Origin of the sequence: Chitinophaga dinghuensis, assembly GCF_003259435.1 — a bacterium.
Taxonomy (GTDB): domain Bacteria; phylum Bacteroidota; class Bacteroidia; order Chitinophagales; family Chitinophagaceae; genus Chitinophaga; species Chitinophaga dinghuensis.
Genome location: NZ_QLMA01000004.1, coordinates 352,715 through 368,810 on the forward strand (window position 1 = coordinate 352,715; position 16,096 = coordinate 368,810).

At 46.2% G+C, this 16,096-nt stretch carries 10 protein-coding genes; all 10 read right to left on the reverse strand.

What is annotated here, in order from left to right:
• Positions 1–9: 9 nt before the first annotated feature.
• Positions 10–3,108, reverse strand: a complete 3,099-nt coding sequence (locus tag CLV59_RS13615; protein WP_111592594.1) for an efflux RND transporter permease subunit — start codon at positions 3,106–3,108, stop codon at positions 10–12.
• Positions 3,109–3,119: 11 nt separating this feature from the next.
• Positions 3,120–4,157, reverse strand: a complete 1,038-nt coding sequence (locus CLV59_RS13620) for an efflux RND transporter periplasmic adaptor subunit (protein WP_111592595.1) — start codon at positions 4,155–4,157, stop codon at positions 3,120–3,122.
• A gap of 14 nt (positions 4,158–4,171) precedes the next feature.
• A complete protein-coding gene (locus CLV59_RS13625) occupies positions 4,172–5,536 on the reverse strand; it encodes a TolC family protein (RefSeq protein WP_111592596.1) in 1,365 nt (454 codons plus the stop codon).
• Between the two features lie 126 nt (positions 5,537–5,662).
• Positions 5,663–6,277, reverse strand: coding sequence for a TetR/AcrR family transcriptional regulator (locus CLV59_RS13630; RefSeq protein ID WP_111592597.1), 615 nt, complete (start codon positions 6,275–6,277; stop codon positions 5,663–5,665).
• Positions 6,278–6,466: 189 nt separating this feature from the next.
• The gene (locus CLV59_RS13635) at positions 6,467–8,710 is read right to left on the reverse strand and encodes a DUF4838 domain-containing protein (RefSeq protein WP_111592598.1); all 2,244 of its coding nucleotides are present in this window, start codon (positions 8,708–8,710) and stop codon (positions 6,467–6,469) included.
• 11 nt (positions 8,711–8,721) lie between these two features.
• A complete protein-coding gene (locus CLV59_RS13640; RefSeq protein ID WP_211323851.1) occupies positions 8,722–11,589 on the reverse strand; it encodes a tetratricopeptide repeat protein in 2,868 nt (955 codons plus the stop codon).
• Positions 11,590–11,608: 19 nt separating this feature from the next.
• On the reverse strand, positions 11,609–13,093 hold the full coding sequence (locus tag CLV59_RS13645) for a glycosyltransferase family 2 protein (RefSeq protein WP_111592600.1): 1,485 nt from the start codon (positions 13,091–13,093) through the stop codon (positions 11,609–11,611).
• A 17-nt stretch (positions 13,094–13,110) separates the two neighbouring features.
• Positions 13,111–14,550 (reverse strand): glycosyltransferase family 2 protein, encoded by a 1,440-nt coding sequence (locus CLV59_RS13650; protein WP_111592601.1) that lies wholly within the window; start codon positions 14,548–14,550, stop codon positions 13,111–13,113.
• Positions 14,550–15,701, reverse strand: a complete 1,152-nt coding sequence (locus tag CLV59_RS13655) for a HEAT repeat domain-containing protein (RefSeq protein WP_111592602.1) — start codon at positions 15,699–15,701, stop codon at positions 14,550–14,552. Before CLV59_RS13655 ends, CLV59_RS13650 begins: the two co-directional genes overlap by 1 nt.
• A 10-nt stretch (positions 15,702–15,711) precedes the next feature.
• Positions 15,712–16,086, reverse strand: coding sequence for a response regulator (locus CLV59_RS13660; RefSeq protein ID WP_111592603.1), 375 nt, complete (start codon positions 16,084–16,086; stop codon positions 15,712–15,714).
• Positions 16,087–16,096 lie beyond the last annotated feature (10 nt).

The following is a 16,096-nucleotide window of genomic DNA, read 5'->3' on the forward strand; positions in this document are numbered from 1 at the left end:
CCACAATAATTATGCCTCTTCCAGTACTGCTACTTTCTCCGTATATACTTTACCGGGAGTCGGCTCCGGCGCCTGGATCTTCGGAGGCATCAGCTTATACACTACAGGCGTAACAATCCTGGATAACAGCGTAGAACTAATGAGCCCTCCGATCAATACAATTGCCAAAGGAGATATCAACGGATTGGTGGAAATAGCGATTGGTATCAAACCGCCAATTGCCGTGAGGGAAGTCAGCACAATAGGCAGGAATCTCACCTCGCCAGCCTCTCTGATCGCGTCTTCCAGACTACGTCCCTGCGTGCGCAATTGATTGGTGAAATCTACCAGCAATATGGTATTTTTCACTTCTATTCCTGCCAGGGCTATCAATCCGATGATCGCCACAAAAGATAAGGTATTACCTGTTATCCAAAGGGCAATCGCCGCGCCCACAATCCCCAACGGTATTACAGAAAGTACAATCAGCGTGCTTTTGAATGTTTTGAATTCCAGGATCAATACCGCCACAAACAGGAATACAGTAACGATGATGATGGTCATGAATCCACCGAAAGAATCTTTCCGACTTTCCACTTCACCACCCATTTCATAACTGTATCCGGCTGGCAGATGCTGTGCATTCATTTGCTTAATGACGTCGTTGATGATTTTATCTGCGAGATAACCCTTTTGCACAAACGCCGTTACTGCTACCATCCTGTTTTTCTCCTGGTGACGAATAGTCAGCGGCCCCGTTTCCATCTCCAGCGTGGCTACCTGCGACAAAGGAACAGCTACGCCCTGGGCATTGTTTACAAACAAATCCCGAAATACGTCCAGCGTAGGCTTGCCCGTTTTCTGACGCGTTAAGAGAATGTCATAATCGTTATCATTTACATCGTTGTATTTACCAAGATTGATACCGCTTACTGCCAGTCGCACCGCCCGATCTATATTGACAGTTGGAATACCTAATTGCTGGGCTTTTTCCCTGTCGATCTTCACGCGGATATCTGTTTTCAGATTGCTCACGGGGTTATTGATGTAAATTGTCCCAGGCATCTTTTCCAGCAGCTTCTCTGCATTGGCAGCCAAGGTGCGTAAGGTATCCAGGTTATCTCCGAAGATGCGTATTTCTACAGGAGCCGCTACAGGAGGGCCTTGTTCAAAATTCTTTACCTCGATTTTTGCGCCAGGATAAGGCGTCCACTGATGGCGTAATTTTTCTATCAGCGCCAGCTTTGCAGCGGGACTGGTATGCGGATCTAGTTGTACGAACAACTGGGCATAGTCGCTGTGTTCATTTTCCGGAATCTCGTTGTAATAAATGCGAGGATTACCTTTACCAATATTGCTGGCAACATATTTAACTGCTTGCTCTTTTTGCAAGACCGTTTCCAGTTGTCGTGCAATACTGTCGGTATACGCTAGATTACTCTGTGGTGGCGCGATCACATTCACCAGGAACTGTGGTTTTTCAGAAGCCGGGAACAGACTGAATCCAATAGCTTTGAATACAACCAAAGCGCCGCCGAAAATCGCTAATGATACTATGATCGTGATTACCGGACGATGTAACGCTTTGTCCAGCAAACGGGCATAGCTACCATGAATGATGCGTTTCAGTGCACGCATGAAAATATTACCTTCCGGATTTTGATGTTCCTTCAGCAATTTGCTGGCAAGGAATGGAATGATAGTGAGAGACACGGCCATGGAAGCCAATACGCTGAATATAACGGCCAGCGGGAGTCCTCGTATAAAATCGCCGGCGCCTTCCGGCATGAATACAATCGGCATAAAGGCTATGATCAATGTAGCCGTACAACCAATTACTGCCAGACCTATCTGGGAGGTGGCTTTCAGGGTGGCTTCCATTCTGCTGTGGCCTTCCAGCATCCATCGTTCAATATTTTCAATCACCACAATGCTGTCATCTACCAATAAACCCAATGCTACTACCAATCCTACAATACTGAGCTGGTTCAGGTTATAGCCAAACAACTGTAATAGCACAATACCAATAGAAAGGGATAATGGAATGGAGATCATCACGATAATAGCCGGGCGCTGTCCCAGTGGCAGTAAGGTGATGGCTACCAGTAGGATGGCAATCAGGAAATCCTTACCGAGTCCTGCCAGCCTGTTGTTTACCGCGTCTGCCTGATTGAAGTACAACGCCAGATCGATATTAGCAGGTAATGTTTTGCGGAAGGCCTCCACTACAGGTTTGAACGCCACTTCTGTTTTACTGATATTCTCTCCTGGTTTCTGCGCCGCGGAAACTACAATACAACGATGTCCGTTGAGGCGCACAAAATATTTCTCATCATCAAATCCGTAATAAACATTCGCAATATCTTTCAGGAAGATATTTTTCCCATTGGCCGCAGCAACAATCGTATTGCCGATGCCGGCAAGGTCCTGGTAGTTGCCGCTGGTCTTGATATTGAACGCTTTTTCTCCCGCATCAATACTTCCACCGGGGATATTGGCCATTTCACTTTGTACCGACTGCATCACGAGGCCAATAGGAATATGCAGCTGAGCCATTTTGTCCAGTTGTAATTCCACACGTACCTGTTGATCCGGTATCCCGTGTATTTTAACATTCTTCAGGGCAGGCACTTTTTCCAGGCTTTCCTGGAATTTCTCTGCATAGAAGCGAAGCTGGTCGCGGGAAGCGTTCTCTGATATCAATGCGGCCTGTAAGATGTTTACATCCGATGGCTCGCTCTTTAATACTTCAATACTGAAGATATCAGGAGGAAGGTCTTTCTTTTTGTTATTGACCTCTCTGACCAGTTCCTGGTATTTCTGTTCCACATTGGAACTATACTTGTATTCCACCCGGATAGTGGCTACGCCATCGCTGATATTGGTGCGCAAGCGTTTGATGTTTTCCAGGCTATATATTTCTTTCTCGAGGGGATTGATCACCAGGTCCTCCATATCTTTCGGACTGGTTCCCGGATATACCACAACCACCGTGTATTGTGGCGCTTTCATCTCGGGATCTTCCGAGCGCGGCATATTCATGATGGTACTGATGCCCAGCACAATGATCATGATGAATATTACCAGGGTAAACTGGTAATTCTTGACAGCATAATTGGATATTTTCATGAGAGCAGCGATTATTGGATGATGCGGATAGGAGATTGATCTTTCAGATAGGCGCTACCGGAAATAATCAGTTTGGCAGCATTCCCGATACCACCGCTGATCAGCACCTGGTCTTTTTCCATACCGGCAATGGTAACGGGTACTTTCTGTGCAGTCTTATTATCGTTGGTGACGAATACAAACCCACTGCTGCCGTTGCCATCCAGTAATGCGCCATATGGGATGCGCCAGATGCCGGAGGTATCGGCAGCAGCTGTCTGAATACTACAACGGCCAAACATGCCGGCAGCAATGGCTGCGGGCTTATCTCCGCTGAGTTGTACATCTATGATGAAGGTGCCGCTTTGAGGGTCTATACCTTCTGATTTACGTGTAACCGTTCCCGGTAACTGGAGCGACTGTACCTCTATACTGGCTTTATTGCCTGTTTTTACACTGGCCCATTCTTTATCGCTCACGCCTATACGAAGTATCCAATGCGCAGTACGGGCGCCGTTCGTTTGTAATACAGGCGCGCCGGCATTGATCAACTGACCGGTATTGGCGAGCTTGTGCAGCACATAACCATCTTGTGTAGCGTGAATCGTAGAGTAGGTGAGATTAAAACGGGCAGAAGATAATTGCTGTGCCGCGAGTTCCTGAGCAGTTTTACTGTTCTGTAACTGCTCCAGTGTAGCCACACTGTCGTTATACAGGTTCTGCGTACGCTGGAAATCCCGCTGTGCCTTCTCATAGGCCAGGGTGGCCTGTTGCACCTGCGCATTGATTTCCGTCAGGTTCAAAGTAGCAAGCAGTTGTCCTTTATGGACCGCATCGCCTTCTTTAACGAAAATATTATTGATGATACCGCCGGTTTTGAAAGAGAGATACACCTCGTCATCTGTGGTGAACTGCCCGGAAGCGTGGATCGTCTGTGCGCCCTGATGTTGTTCCAGCGCCATGGTTTTTACCGGAATGATGTTGGTGCTGTCTGTTTTGGAAGACTCCGTTTTACTACCACAGGAGGCCATTACAACAGAGAAAGCTATTAAGATGGGAAGACGTTTCATGGTAATCAGATTTTTTATTTGTTGATATCAATGTTGTAAGAAGCCTGTGCTCTTTCTACAGCTGCGAAGGCGGTTTGAACGCCGGCTTGCGTAACGGCGGTCTGCAATCTGGCTTGTGTCAGCTGATTTTGTGCATCCAGTAATTCGAGATATAACAGCTGTCCTTCTTTGTATACTTTCAGTTGATCGCGATAATACCTTTCTGCAAAATCGAGTTGGGTTTTGGCGGCGCTGAAATTACGTATAGCCGTGGCGTAGTTGTTGCGGGCCTGCTGTAATTGCAACTGTAACTGATCCTGTGTCTGTGATGCGGCGATATTGATAGCGGCTACATTCGTTTCTGCCTGACGGATGCGGTATTTACTTTTATGAAAAGTAAACAGGTTCCATTCCAGGTTGAAGCCAAACATATAATAGCGGGTGGTATTATCGAATTTGGTAGGAGCTCCCTGAGAGCCCAGGTCCAGGAAGGTGCTGAGTTTAGGAATGATATAGGCACGCTGTAATTTGGTATTCAGCTCATAGGCGCTGATCGCATGCTTATATTGTTGTAATTCCTCCCGGTTGTTGATATCCCCATATGCGAGGGCGCCGCTTGCAGGCTGGGAGAGGAGTGTGCTGTCCAGTGTAATGCTGTCTCCCAAATTCCTGTTTAGCAGAAAATTGAAATAAGCCTTTGCATTTTCCCGGACATTTTCTGCCTGGTTAATTGCTGCATCCGTTTTTTCTTTCTCCGTTTTTGAGCGATACAATGCGGTGTTGTTCCGAATACCATTACGTACCATGCTTTCATTGATACGAATGTTTTCATTGATGAGTCCCAGCGCGCTGTTATAAATAGCTACCGCTTGAACAGACTGATAATACTGGTAGTAAGCGGTTTTTACATCTTGTACCAGTTGTCGTTTGTAGACATTCTCCGCCGCTTGTTGCTGACTGATTTGTTCCTTTTTGATCTGTTGGTTGTAATAGATTTCCGCATTGATCAAAGGCATGCTGGTACGCACTTTCGCATCCAGGAAATTATCCGGGTTGAGTTGGAAGTTTTGATTGGCCAGCATGGGAAAATGACTGCCCGTTAATTGGTTCAGAGAGCCATAAACAGGATTCAGCAGATCTCCCAACGGTAGATCAATGGTACGTCCGCCCTGTGATTTAATGTAGCTGGCGAGAAAGGTAACATCAGGGCCGAATAGACTTTTCGCTTCTTTCAATGCGTAGAGGGCTTTGTCCAGCTGCATATGCTGTTCCTTCAGGCCTTTGTTACTGTTGAATGCCTGTTGGATGTAATCATCGAGTACCGTTTGTTGGGCTTGTACCGCTATGGTACTGGTTATGAACCCAATTAACAATGCTCCTTTTGTGAAGAATGTGAACATAATAAACAGTGTTTATTACTAGTGTTAAAAAAAATAGCGCATGGTGATGGCTATTATCAATGTTGATATACTAAACGGTGTTCAATTGCCTTGTTAAAAAAAAGCCCGGAGGCTTTTTACTATTATTTAGGCTTTAATAGTGTTTACATAGTGTTGGACGCAGGAGCGTACAAATGCTGGCAGCGCTAGGACATCCAGCTGGGCTATTTTTATCCGACAGCGGAGATTCAGGCTGATGAACCCATGTACAAAGGCCCATACACTCAAAGTAGCTGTCATCGGATCTTCAAAGCGAACCAGCTTTTTCTCTACACATTCAGTCATGATATCCCTCAGATAACTGAAAGCTTCCAGTCCGTTCTTCCATTCTTCATCTTCTTCCACACTGTTCATGGGCGCTTTAATGATGAACATAAGATCATACAACTCCTGGTATTCCTGGGAAAAGTCGAAATAGGCCAGGGCCAGTTGCTCCACGCGTTCCAGCGGATCTGCAGCGGTGATTTTTGCTTTAAAATAGGCCGCCAGCTTACCAAAAGCTTCCGCCTGTACATCATAAAGCAATTCATCCTTATCTTTGTAGTAAAGGTAAATCGTAGCAGGACTGTATTCTATCTTGTCAGCAATATTCCGGATGGATACCTTTTCATATCCCTCCGCAACAAACATGTCAATTGCTGCATCTACAATACGACGCCGCATCTCTGCCTTCTCTCGCTCTTTACGTTCTGTAATGCCCATTGAAAAAGTTTACACTGCAAATATACTGAACAGTGTTTATTTTATCCAAATATATTTTCAAATATTTCTTACAAAGTACAAAAAGAAGCAAAGGCTCAACTGATTATATATTAAATAATCAATCGAGCCTTTGACATAAATATTATTAATCTTAGCGTCTTTGCGCCTTCTTAGCGCCTTTGCGAGCAATTATTCCACTACAATCTCATCGCAGCAGGTAGCCGGCAATTTACTGCCCGCATCCCTCCAGGAAGGAATCGCAGCTAATCGCTGGCCGGTTACCCGGATATACCTGGCCGTACCGCTAACAGGAAACTGGTAATGCATGATCTGTGCAGTATAGTCTTCTTCCGGAGCCGGAATATTTTTAACGCCTACTTCCTTGTAATGACTACCATCTGCGGATACTTCAATACGGATCTTTCCGGGCAGATAGATATTATGCCTGGGATCTTGCAGAAAGTTTAAACTGATTTGTTTGACCGACTTGCTGCTGCCCATATCCACTGTAGCTACCAGGTCTTTGCCATAAGTGAACAGCCAGTTGTAACTGAAATCCGTATTGCCGAAAAGTCCGTCTGTCAGGGTTTTTTCTTTCATGGGACTGTATTCCGGCGTATAAGGGTTCGCAAGCGTTACGGGCGCTTTAAATGCCAGGCCGCCTATCCATTTCTGGTTAAATAGTTTATTCCATTCCTGGAGATATGCATCCGGAGAAGCCCCATCTTCGGATAATTCCTTCACAACGGCCATCTTACAGAGATTCGTGAATCGTTGCACGCGGTTAGGCCATTTCGGATTTACCGAGTAGCCGTTGCCGTTAGGAACCAGGTAACCGAATTTTTCAGTACCATAAGCGCGCGACTGTTGCAGCACGGTATATTCCAGCGGTAATCTCGCTTTCAGTACCCTGCGCAGCAATACAGAATCATTCTCTGCTGCGGCTTCTGCTTTATCCAGTAAAGCGGAATATTGATCAATTAACGTTGGGGAGAGGTAGTCCTTTCCACTGTAAATAGGACTTCCGTAAATATCCAGTACGGCCTTCGTTTGTGCCACAGCGGCTATCAGCGCTTTTACATACTGCTGCATATAAGGCGCTGCATTTTTGTAATAGCTCTTCATGAAATCGTCTGTGACAGCGGCCGGATCGGCCTGCGGATTCCACAATAATGCTGCCTGCAGATAACTGTTGTATTCTGCCGCATCACCGTAGGTATCGCCGCTACCCTGTGAAAAGACTCCCTTTACATGGTGCGCGGAAAAATAACGCATATTAGCGGCTACGTTGTTGTAATCCGGAAACGGGCAGAGGTAATTAGTAAACTGCGTTGTATAATCCCAGATAAACAAGTTGCCGGTACTGTTTTCCCAATCCTGCAAGTTTTTCCGGAAGCCTGCTGCCGAAGGAGCTGTTTCCAGCGGCGTCTGGCGGTATGCATCAATGGTACTGAGCAGGATGTAGACATTGCTGGCGGGCTTTGTTTTGGAAGGGGCTTTGCTCGTATAACCGTAAGCGAGCGTCGTGAATCGCTGCTCCGGAAACTGCGCTGCCACTTTATTTACAAAACGAATCAATGATCCTGCCTGACTTCCTTCTTCTGCATCTGCTTTTTTACACAACTCACAGGTACAAGCACCAGCGCCATCCATAGGGGAGATAGACCAGTACATGGCATCCGGGTTATCTGCAATTGCTTTCTTAAAATAGGCAACTGTCAGATTGAAAACCTCTTCATTGCTCAGACATAACTGTAATGGCTGACGGCTGCCATTCACCATAGAATAGTATTCCGGGTGACTGTCAAAATATGTTTTGGGAGGAATAATCTTGAAGAATGAATGTCCCCATAATCCCCATAAATCTTCAAAACGCTGTAAGCCATGCCACTCCAGGTATTCCGGATCTGTAGAAGCAGGATAATAGCTTTCCCGGTAGATAAACGCCGGTTCCTGTAAATCCTTCATGTTGCCAGGAATGCGTATATCCTTGGAGGTAGGAATCAATTTCTGTAAGCCAGACATTTTCCGGCAGTGGAGGTAAGTATCAAGGAGATGATATGCGCCATAGACTACTCCTTTCCCTGATCCGCCCCGAATGTAAACAGACTGGTCTGCCGTTCCGTTAAAAAAGCCATCATCCTTAATTTTTTCCGGACCTGTTGTTGCGCGGGTATTGCCTACATAAATGGCCAGATTGCCTTTATAACTGGTTTCCGTCATAATAGGCAGCCGGGCGCCGGATATCTGCTGGATATAATCCTGGAGAATACCCGCCGCTTTATTTTCCGCTTTCGTGGGCGTAGCCGGCGTGACAATGGTATACTGGCTCCGGCCTCCGGAGACGAGTGACAGATCGCCACCTGCATGGGAGCAACCAGTGCTTCCCCACATCAAAATGCTGAGCAATATACTGTTCATTGTTCTGGTCATTGTAAGGTCAGTTAAAATTTACGCATCAACACGAAGTACAGATCATACTGATTATAGTACTGCTGATCCGATATCTTCGAATTGATCCACGTGCCATATACGCCGAGTGTAGTACGATATTTCAATACCATCTGATAGCCGGCAGCAACACTTCTGGTCAATAAACCTGCCAATTCTGGATAGTTAATTAACCGGCTGCGATCATCCGGAGACGTTCCCAGTCCGCCAATCAGCGATAAAAAGTTCTGATGTTGCGCATCCGTATAATACCTGGTGGTCAGATTGAACGCAGTATATGTTTTAGGGCTTTCGCTGATGAAATATGCACGGAAGTTAACCCAGAAATCGCCAAATGGTTTAGCAATGGAAGCCACGGCGGAATAATTAGTGATACTATCCACTTTAAGATACCTTGCGCCAATTTCAGCTTCAACACTATGCGGGAAGGTATAGAACAATGAATAGGCTGCCCGGTAATTCGGGAATACTATATTGTTGGAATACGTAAACAATCCATAACTATAAGCTTTTTTGGAATGCACATAATACAACTCTGCCTCTGCCTGTAATCCGTTTCCTGTTTGTCTGCCTGCATAATCCAATCTGAAGGCATAGGAACCGCCCCGCTTCATAAACCTTCTATACTCTACGGTAGCAATGTTATACTTATTGGAGGTATAATCATATGTGGAGTTCAGGTAGTATAAAGCAAACTGATTGCGCATGGTTTTACTATGCAGCAGATCATAATAATCCCTGTTGGCAGCAGTAGGATATTTTTTCGCCAGCGTATCAGCGGCGGCCGCTGCTGCGGTATAATCCTTCTTGTTTTCCAGTGTTACCGCACGTTTCAACAGAAAGCTTTCATTGTCCGGATAATAGCGCAATGCCTGGTTGGTATATGCCAGTGCGCTATCATAACGTTGCTGACCATTGAGCAGGTTGATGGTGGATTGTAATGCCAGCGAATCCTTGTTGTTGATGGCTAATACTTTTCCATATGCGGCAATGGCGCTGTCTGGTTGTTGCCTGCGCTGGTAATCTGATCCTGCGGCCATCAGCGCTGTCGTATAGGCGTTACGGTACTTTACGGTGTATGGATAACGTTCCATCAGTCCGGCACTAATTTGCGCTGCTTCATCGTAACGGCCTGCATCCTGTAAAGCGCCTGCTTTTTTCAGCAGCAGGTCTTTATCGTTTGGATAATATGCCAACGCTTTATCGGCGTAATAGAGGGCGCTGTCTGTCTGGTTGGTACCGCTCTGCATATTGATCATATAATCCAATGCATCGCGGTTATCTGGTTGTACGGCAAGAACTGCCTGCAGTTGTTCTTTTGCCAGATCAAGCTCTTCTGCCTTCATCAGATTGCGCGCGGTGGTCAGTCGCAGATCCACCAGGGAGCCTTTCAGACTTTCGCTGCCAGGGTGAGTGGCCGACAGTCCTGTCAATATCTTCGCAGCGCCTTCATAATTGCCCATCGCTTCCAGAATGGTCGCTTTCTTCAGCAGAAAGTTCTCATTGGAAGGGTAGTAGGAGAGCGCTTCGTCAGCGGCTTTCAGGGCCGAGTTATTGTCCTTGATACGGATATAAGTGTTGATAGTGAGTCCCAGCAGACTCGTGTCTCTCGGACTAAATTTCAAACCTTGTCGGAAAGAGGCTAATGCCAGGTCATATTGTTCATCCTGCGCATATTGTTTGCCAGCAGCAGATTCCAGGGTTACCAGCCGGTCCCGCATATCTGCATTGGGAGCGCGCTGATAAAGAATTTCTCCGATGGCTGCCGCTGCGCTGTATTTATGATCTGCTTCCAGGATATCCATTTTCATCCCCAGCAAACGGGTGTCATTGGGCGTCCCTTTCAGGCCGCGGTTGATCCATGCCAATGCTTCGATGTAAGCGCCTCTGGCCATACTATAACCGATAACTTTATCCAGCGCTTCTCTGTTGCCTGGATTTTTTTCCAGTATGGAAACGTATAATGAATAAGGATCGGTTTGAGTATAATACGCCGCCGCTTCCATACGCAGCGGGGTTTCCAGGCTGCGTGCTTTGGCATCGTTCGGATATTTGCGGTAGATTTCCTGCAGCAAGGTTAAGGCATCTGCATATTGATGCATTTCCTGCAGGATGCCCAGCTTACGCATCAGCAGATCGTAGTTGCCTGGCTGACTGGCCAGCCCCATATTTACTGATTCCAGTGCAGAGGTAAGGTTACCATTCTGCAATTGAGCGCCTACGTTTGCTTCGCGGGCTTCTTTATTTTTTGGATCGATGACCAGTACTTTATCAAAACTCTTGCGCGCCATTTCCGGGTTGCCATTCTTCTGCTGATAATATCCGGTATACAGATAGTGATCAATATAAGCCTGGCGGGTGGTGGAGTCTTCCGGGAATTTATCCATGACATCTTCAGCGAGTGCATCAGCACGGTATTGTTTGTGTTGCGCATCAAGAATAGTCAGCTTTTTCAGCAGGAATTCTTTGTTATTGGGAAAGTTCACCAGCGCTTCATCCGCGTAGCATTCTGCTTCCGGATAATGTCCTGTGGTCATTTCGGTATTGATACCGTAATAGTATGCATCCTTGTATTTTGGATTTTTCTGCAACACCCTACGGACGTATTTCCTGGAAAGATCGTACTGTTTGGTGAGCATGTATAGTCGCGCCAGCAACAGTTCTGTGTCAATATAATCCGATTGTGCATCCAGTGCCTTATAGGCGAGTTCAATCGCCTTGTCATAGTGTTGCAGATTAGTTTCCTTCACTGCATCCGAGTAATACGATTCCGCATTAGTCTTTCGCTGTTTCAATATCTGTCCCTGTGCTTCCATCGCAAAGCATAACAGCACTACCGGAATTACATATTTATAAGACATTGTCATCAAATTCGTTGTTTTAGGTTGTTTGTTTTGGTCTGAAGCCCTGGCGTTGCATATTCCCCCAGCTGGTTTTCTTTCCGATCAGGAAGTAGAAATATCCTCTCAAAGCAAAGAAGACAATCAGCGGATGATAGAAAATGGGTTCCAGCAAAGCCATCAGGGACAGTCCTACTACTTCTCTCGCCGTTCGGTAATATGGATAGGTGAGCTGATCCCAGCAGATCGCCAAAGTGGTAATCATGATGGAATACAGGTAGATGAATATCAGTAAGATCTTGGCATACTCCCAGTTCACCTGGTTAGTGAGAATGAGATAGATGTAAAAGATAATACCGAGTGCCTCCACGATGGGGGCCAGAAATTCAAAGAAGAGACTGTACGGCAGTACAATCATGCCCAGTCGTTTATACCGGGGATTGAAAATCAGATTTCTGTGAATGGTCACAATTTCTGCCAGACCGCGGCCCCAGCGGGTACGCTGTCTGCTGAAGATTTTCATATTCGGTGGCCCCTCTGTCCAGCATTGGGTAGTGGGGATATAGCGAATGGAATATTTCAGTTTATTGTCCAGCATATAACCGCACATACGCGTCACGATATCCATGTCTTCTGCGAACGACTGATGATCATATCCGCCGGCTTTAATGGCTACATCTTTATCGAATAATCCTAATCCGCCGGAAACGTTTGGCACTGCATTGATCATACTCCAGCCCATTTTACCCAGCACATAGGCACGGATATATTCCATTTCCTGGAACCTGGGCAGGTAGCGGGATGGCGGTCTTTCTCTCACCATCACACCTTCGTCTACTTCGCTGGAATTCACAATACGCAGGGTAGCGCCGGAGGCGATAACGCGCATACTATCTTCTTCCACATGAACGAAGCCGCATTCAGGGCAGGGCTCGCCTACTTCTTTTGTTTGCTGCTGTTGTTCCGCCATGAATGGGTGAATCATACGCAGCAGCGTATCTTTCTCCAGGATACAATCCACGTCTGTACAGAGGAAGTAAGGGAAAGCGGCGGCATTGATACCTGCATTGGAGGCATCGGCTTTACTTTTCCCGTTCACTTTATCAATCACCAACAGCTTTTCATAGGCGATATTGGTGGATTTGAATATCCTTTTCACCGGGCGGGTGATAATTCTTTCATTATAGGCGAATTCAACTTCTACCAGTTGAAATTCATGGATGAGTTTTTCCAGTGTATCATCCGTACTGCCATCGTTGACGATGATTACTTCAAACTTGGTATAGTTGAGTGTCAGCAGGGAACGAACATTGGAGATGATAGTAACGCCTTCATTGAAAGCGGGTGCGATTACGGATATACCAGGTGTAAGTGGCGAATCCAGCAGCAGGGAGTAGTCGGTGAAGCGGCTGCGCTTCTTGAACAGCCGTACGCCGATATTACTCAGGATCGCAAGTACTGCGTATACGAGTATCATGGCAAGGCCATATACGAAAACGATATTTTGAAAAATTACTCCGACCATTGTTTAATATTTGGTAATTAGACCTTGGCTGCCGCCTTCTTAAAGCCCTGACGTTGCATATTTCCCCAGGTACTACGTTTTCCGGTTAGATAGTAAAAATAACCGCGTAAGGAAAAGATAGTAATCAGCGGATGATACAACAGGAACTCCAGGAAAGGCATCAGGCATAAGGACAATACTTCTCTGACTGTTTTATAGTAGCGGAAACTCAACTGATCCCATAAGATGGCCAATGTAGAAATCATCACCGCGTACGTATACACGAAGATGAGCAACATGATGGCATATGGCCAGTTGATATAACCGGAAACGGCCAGGATAATATATACGATGATCCCTGAGATTTCTATTAGTGGCGCTAGTAACTCAAAGAAGAAATTATAGGGAAATACAATCATGCCGAAACGGCCATAGCGCGGACGCAGAAATACCCGGAAATGCGAACGGATAAGCTGTGCAAGTCCTCGTGCCCAGCGGGTTCGCTGTCTGCCAAAGATTTGCAGGGTAGCAGGTCCTTCCGTCCAGCAAAGCGTACGGGGAATATAGCGTACGGCGTAATCGATTCTGTTGTCTTTACAGAAAATAGCCATCCTCGTCAGCAACTCCATGTCTTCTCCAAACGAACTGTGATCGTAACCGCCGCATTTGATGGCAATCTCTTTGTCAAAGAGTCCGAGTCCACCAGAAACATTGGGTACGCAGTTCAGATAGCTCCATCCCATTTTACCCAACACAAAAGAGCGGATATATTCCACTTCCTGGAAGCGGGGGAGGAGTTTTTTGGGCGGGCGCATACGCGTCATAACGCCTTCATCGAACTCGCTGGAGTTGGCAATACGGAGGGTAGCGCCAATGGCGATCAGTCTTTTCTTTCCTTCCTGGAGGATGGGTTTGATCAGCTCCAGCAGGGTATCCTTATGCAGTACGCAATCTACGTCTGTGCAAAGGAAGTAATTGAAGGAAGCGATGTTAATGCCTGCATTGGTGGCGTCTGCCTTACTCTTACCATTCACTTTATCGATCACCACAAGGTTGGAGTAGGCGAGATCCCGGGATTTGAAAATCTGTCGTACTGGCTGGGTCCTGATTTTTTCATTATAGGCAAAATCTACTGCCACCATATCAAATTCCTGGATCAGTTGTTCCAGGGTATTATCGGTACTACCATCGTTGATGATAACGATTTCGAAGCGGGGATAATTGATAGTGAGGAGAGACCTGACATTGGCGATAATGGTCAGCCCTTCATTAAATGCGGGCGCCAGGATGGTAATACCGGGCGCCAGCTGTGAGCCGGCCAGTGCATCCAGTTGTTGCTGGGAGGTACGGCTCAGGTATTTCCGGATGGCCACCAATGAAAGAATGGCCAACAGGGCGTATACGAGAATTAACACCAACCCATATACGAAGATAGTAGACTCATAGAACCTAAGTATCGCGTCTGTGATGGTATTCATTAATACTTGATTAGGGGGTTCATACAGTGTTTAAGAATGAGGAGATCCTGGCCGGTTGTTGTGGCCAGCAGTTCCTCCATTACTTCACGGGCTCTTCCGCTGTTGCGGGCAATAGAACGGGCCGCCGCCTTACGCAAATCAAATTCTGTTGCATGCGTGAATTCATTGCGCAGGAAGTCCACATATTTTCCGCTATTGGTACGACCCAATGCTTTCAAGATTTCGACCTGACAAAACATGGGTTGCGTATTATACAGTTGAACGAGTTTATCTTCCGCTTCTTTCACTCTCAGTTTACCTAATGCGTTAATCGCATCTCCACGCAGATAGTGATCCCTGTTGTCCAGCAGTTTGATAATAGCCGGAACAGCGGCAATCTGGTTGTAATGTACTACCAGCTTCAAACAGAAAGCGATGACGCTCTTGTTGGTGGAGTAGGTAATCCATCTGGCGAAGTTCGGAATGGCAATGTCCTCTGTGGTAGTGATAATACGAAAGAGTTCCACCTGGTCCCAAGGGAGCAGAGGATCTGTTACCGAATCAAAGAATTTGAATGGCTCGTTTTTACTGAGTTTGATGTAGGCTTGTCTGGCAGCGGCTCTCAACTCCCGGTTACGGCTATTGGCCAATGGTAATAAGGTTACGTCGGAAATAGGGAGTTCCAGACTAACATACTCCGAAAGGGCGCGTACCTTGTTATCCCATCTGGGCGATTTCAATCTGCGTGCCGCATCCTTGTCCAAATCCAGTTGCAAATAGAGATTGCGGAGCAATGCGCCAGCGTTCCCTTTCACATTACTGCGGAAGTGAATAATACGCTCTGTCATCGCCACTCTTGCCCAGCGTTTTTGCAGGGGCAACGATTCAAACGGCGCTAACGGAAGATCAATTTTCGATGGATGCACATCCTGAGGAATATCAGGATTGGCCAGTATTTCATTGATCAGCAGATCATCTATCTTAGGCAACAGCTTTTGCAGCTGCTTGGTCCTTCTGTATGAGCGGTATCGGGAACGTAGTATGACCAGGTATGCAATCACTGTAGCAGAGACTGCAATTACGATAAACACCATGGCTATTTGAATAGCCAGTGGCGCGTTAAAATAAAAGTACCTGATCTCCTGCCAGATGTCGGAAAAAGTTGTGTTCAATGTTCTGAATTTATCTCTTCATTAATAGACGCTTTACGCGAATTATCAGTTCTGCAGGAATGATCGGCTTCTTGAGAAAGTCGTCCACACCCAGCTTAAAGCCTTCCATAATCATATCTTCATTGCCTGCATTCGACACAATGATTACTGGAATTGGCTTTTCACGATCATGGCTTTTTACTTTGCTCAAGATCTCAAATCCATTCGCGTAGGGCATCATGATATCCGTAATGATCAGATCATACTGGTAGTTGTTCGCTTCCAGTTTCTGCATGGCTTCCTTACCGTTCACAGCAATGTCCACCTGGTATTCAGGTTCAGGCAAGATGCGGGAAATAATCTTTGGCATTACCTCATCATCCTCTACTAACAAAATTTTACTCATTGTGGCTTTT

Coding starts and splice junctions, on each gene's coding strand:
- CLV59_RS13615 (WP_111592594.1), bottom strand. CDS start 3,108: ATGAAAATATCCAATTATGCTGTCAAGAATTACCAGTTTACCCTGGTA.
- CLV59_RS13620 (WP_111592595.1), bottom strand. CDS start 4,157: ATGAAACGTCTTCCCATCTTAATAGCTTTCTCTGTTGTAATGGCCTCC.
- CLV59_RS13625 (WP_111592596.1), bottom strand. CDS start 5,536: ATGTTCACATTCTTCACAAAAGGAGCATTGTTAATTGGGTTCATAACC.
- CLV59_RS13630 (WP_111592597.1), bottom strand. CDS start 6,277: ATGGGCATTACAGAACGTAAAGAGCGAGAGAAGGCAGAGATGCGGCGT.
- CLV59_RS13635 (WP_111592598.1), bottom strand. CDS start 8,710: ATGACCAGAACAATGAACAGTATATTGCTCAGCATTTTGATGTGGGGA.
- CLV59_RS13640 (WP_211323851.1), bottom strand. CDS start 11,589: ATGTCTTATAAATATGTAATTCCGGTAGTGCTGTTATGCTTTGCGATG.
- CLV59_RS13645 (WP_111592600.1), bottom strand. CDS start 13,093: ATGGTCGGAGTAATTTTTCAAAATATCGTTTTCGTATATGGCCTTGCC.
- CLV59_RS13650 (WP_111592601.1), bottom strand. CDS start 14,550: ATGAATACCATCACAGACGCGATACTTAGGTTCTATGAGTCTACTATC.
- CLV59_RS13660 (WP_111592603.1), bottom strand. CDS start 16,086: ATGAGTAAAATTTTGTTAGTAGAGGATGATGAGGTAATGCCAAAGATT.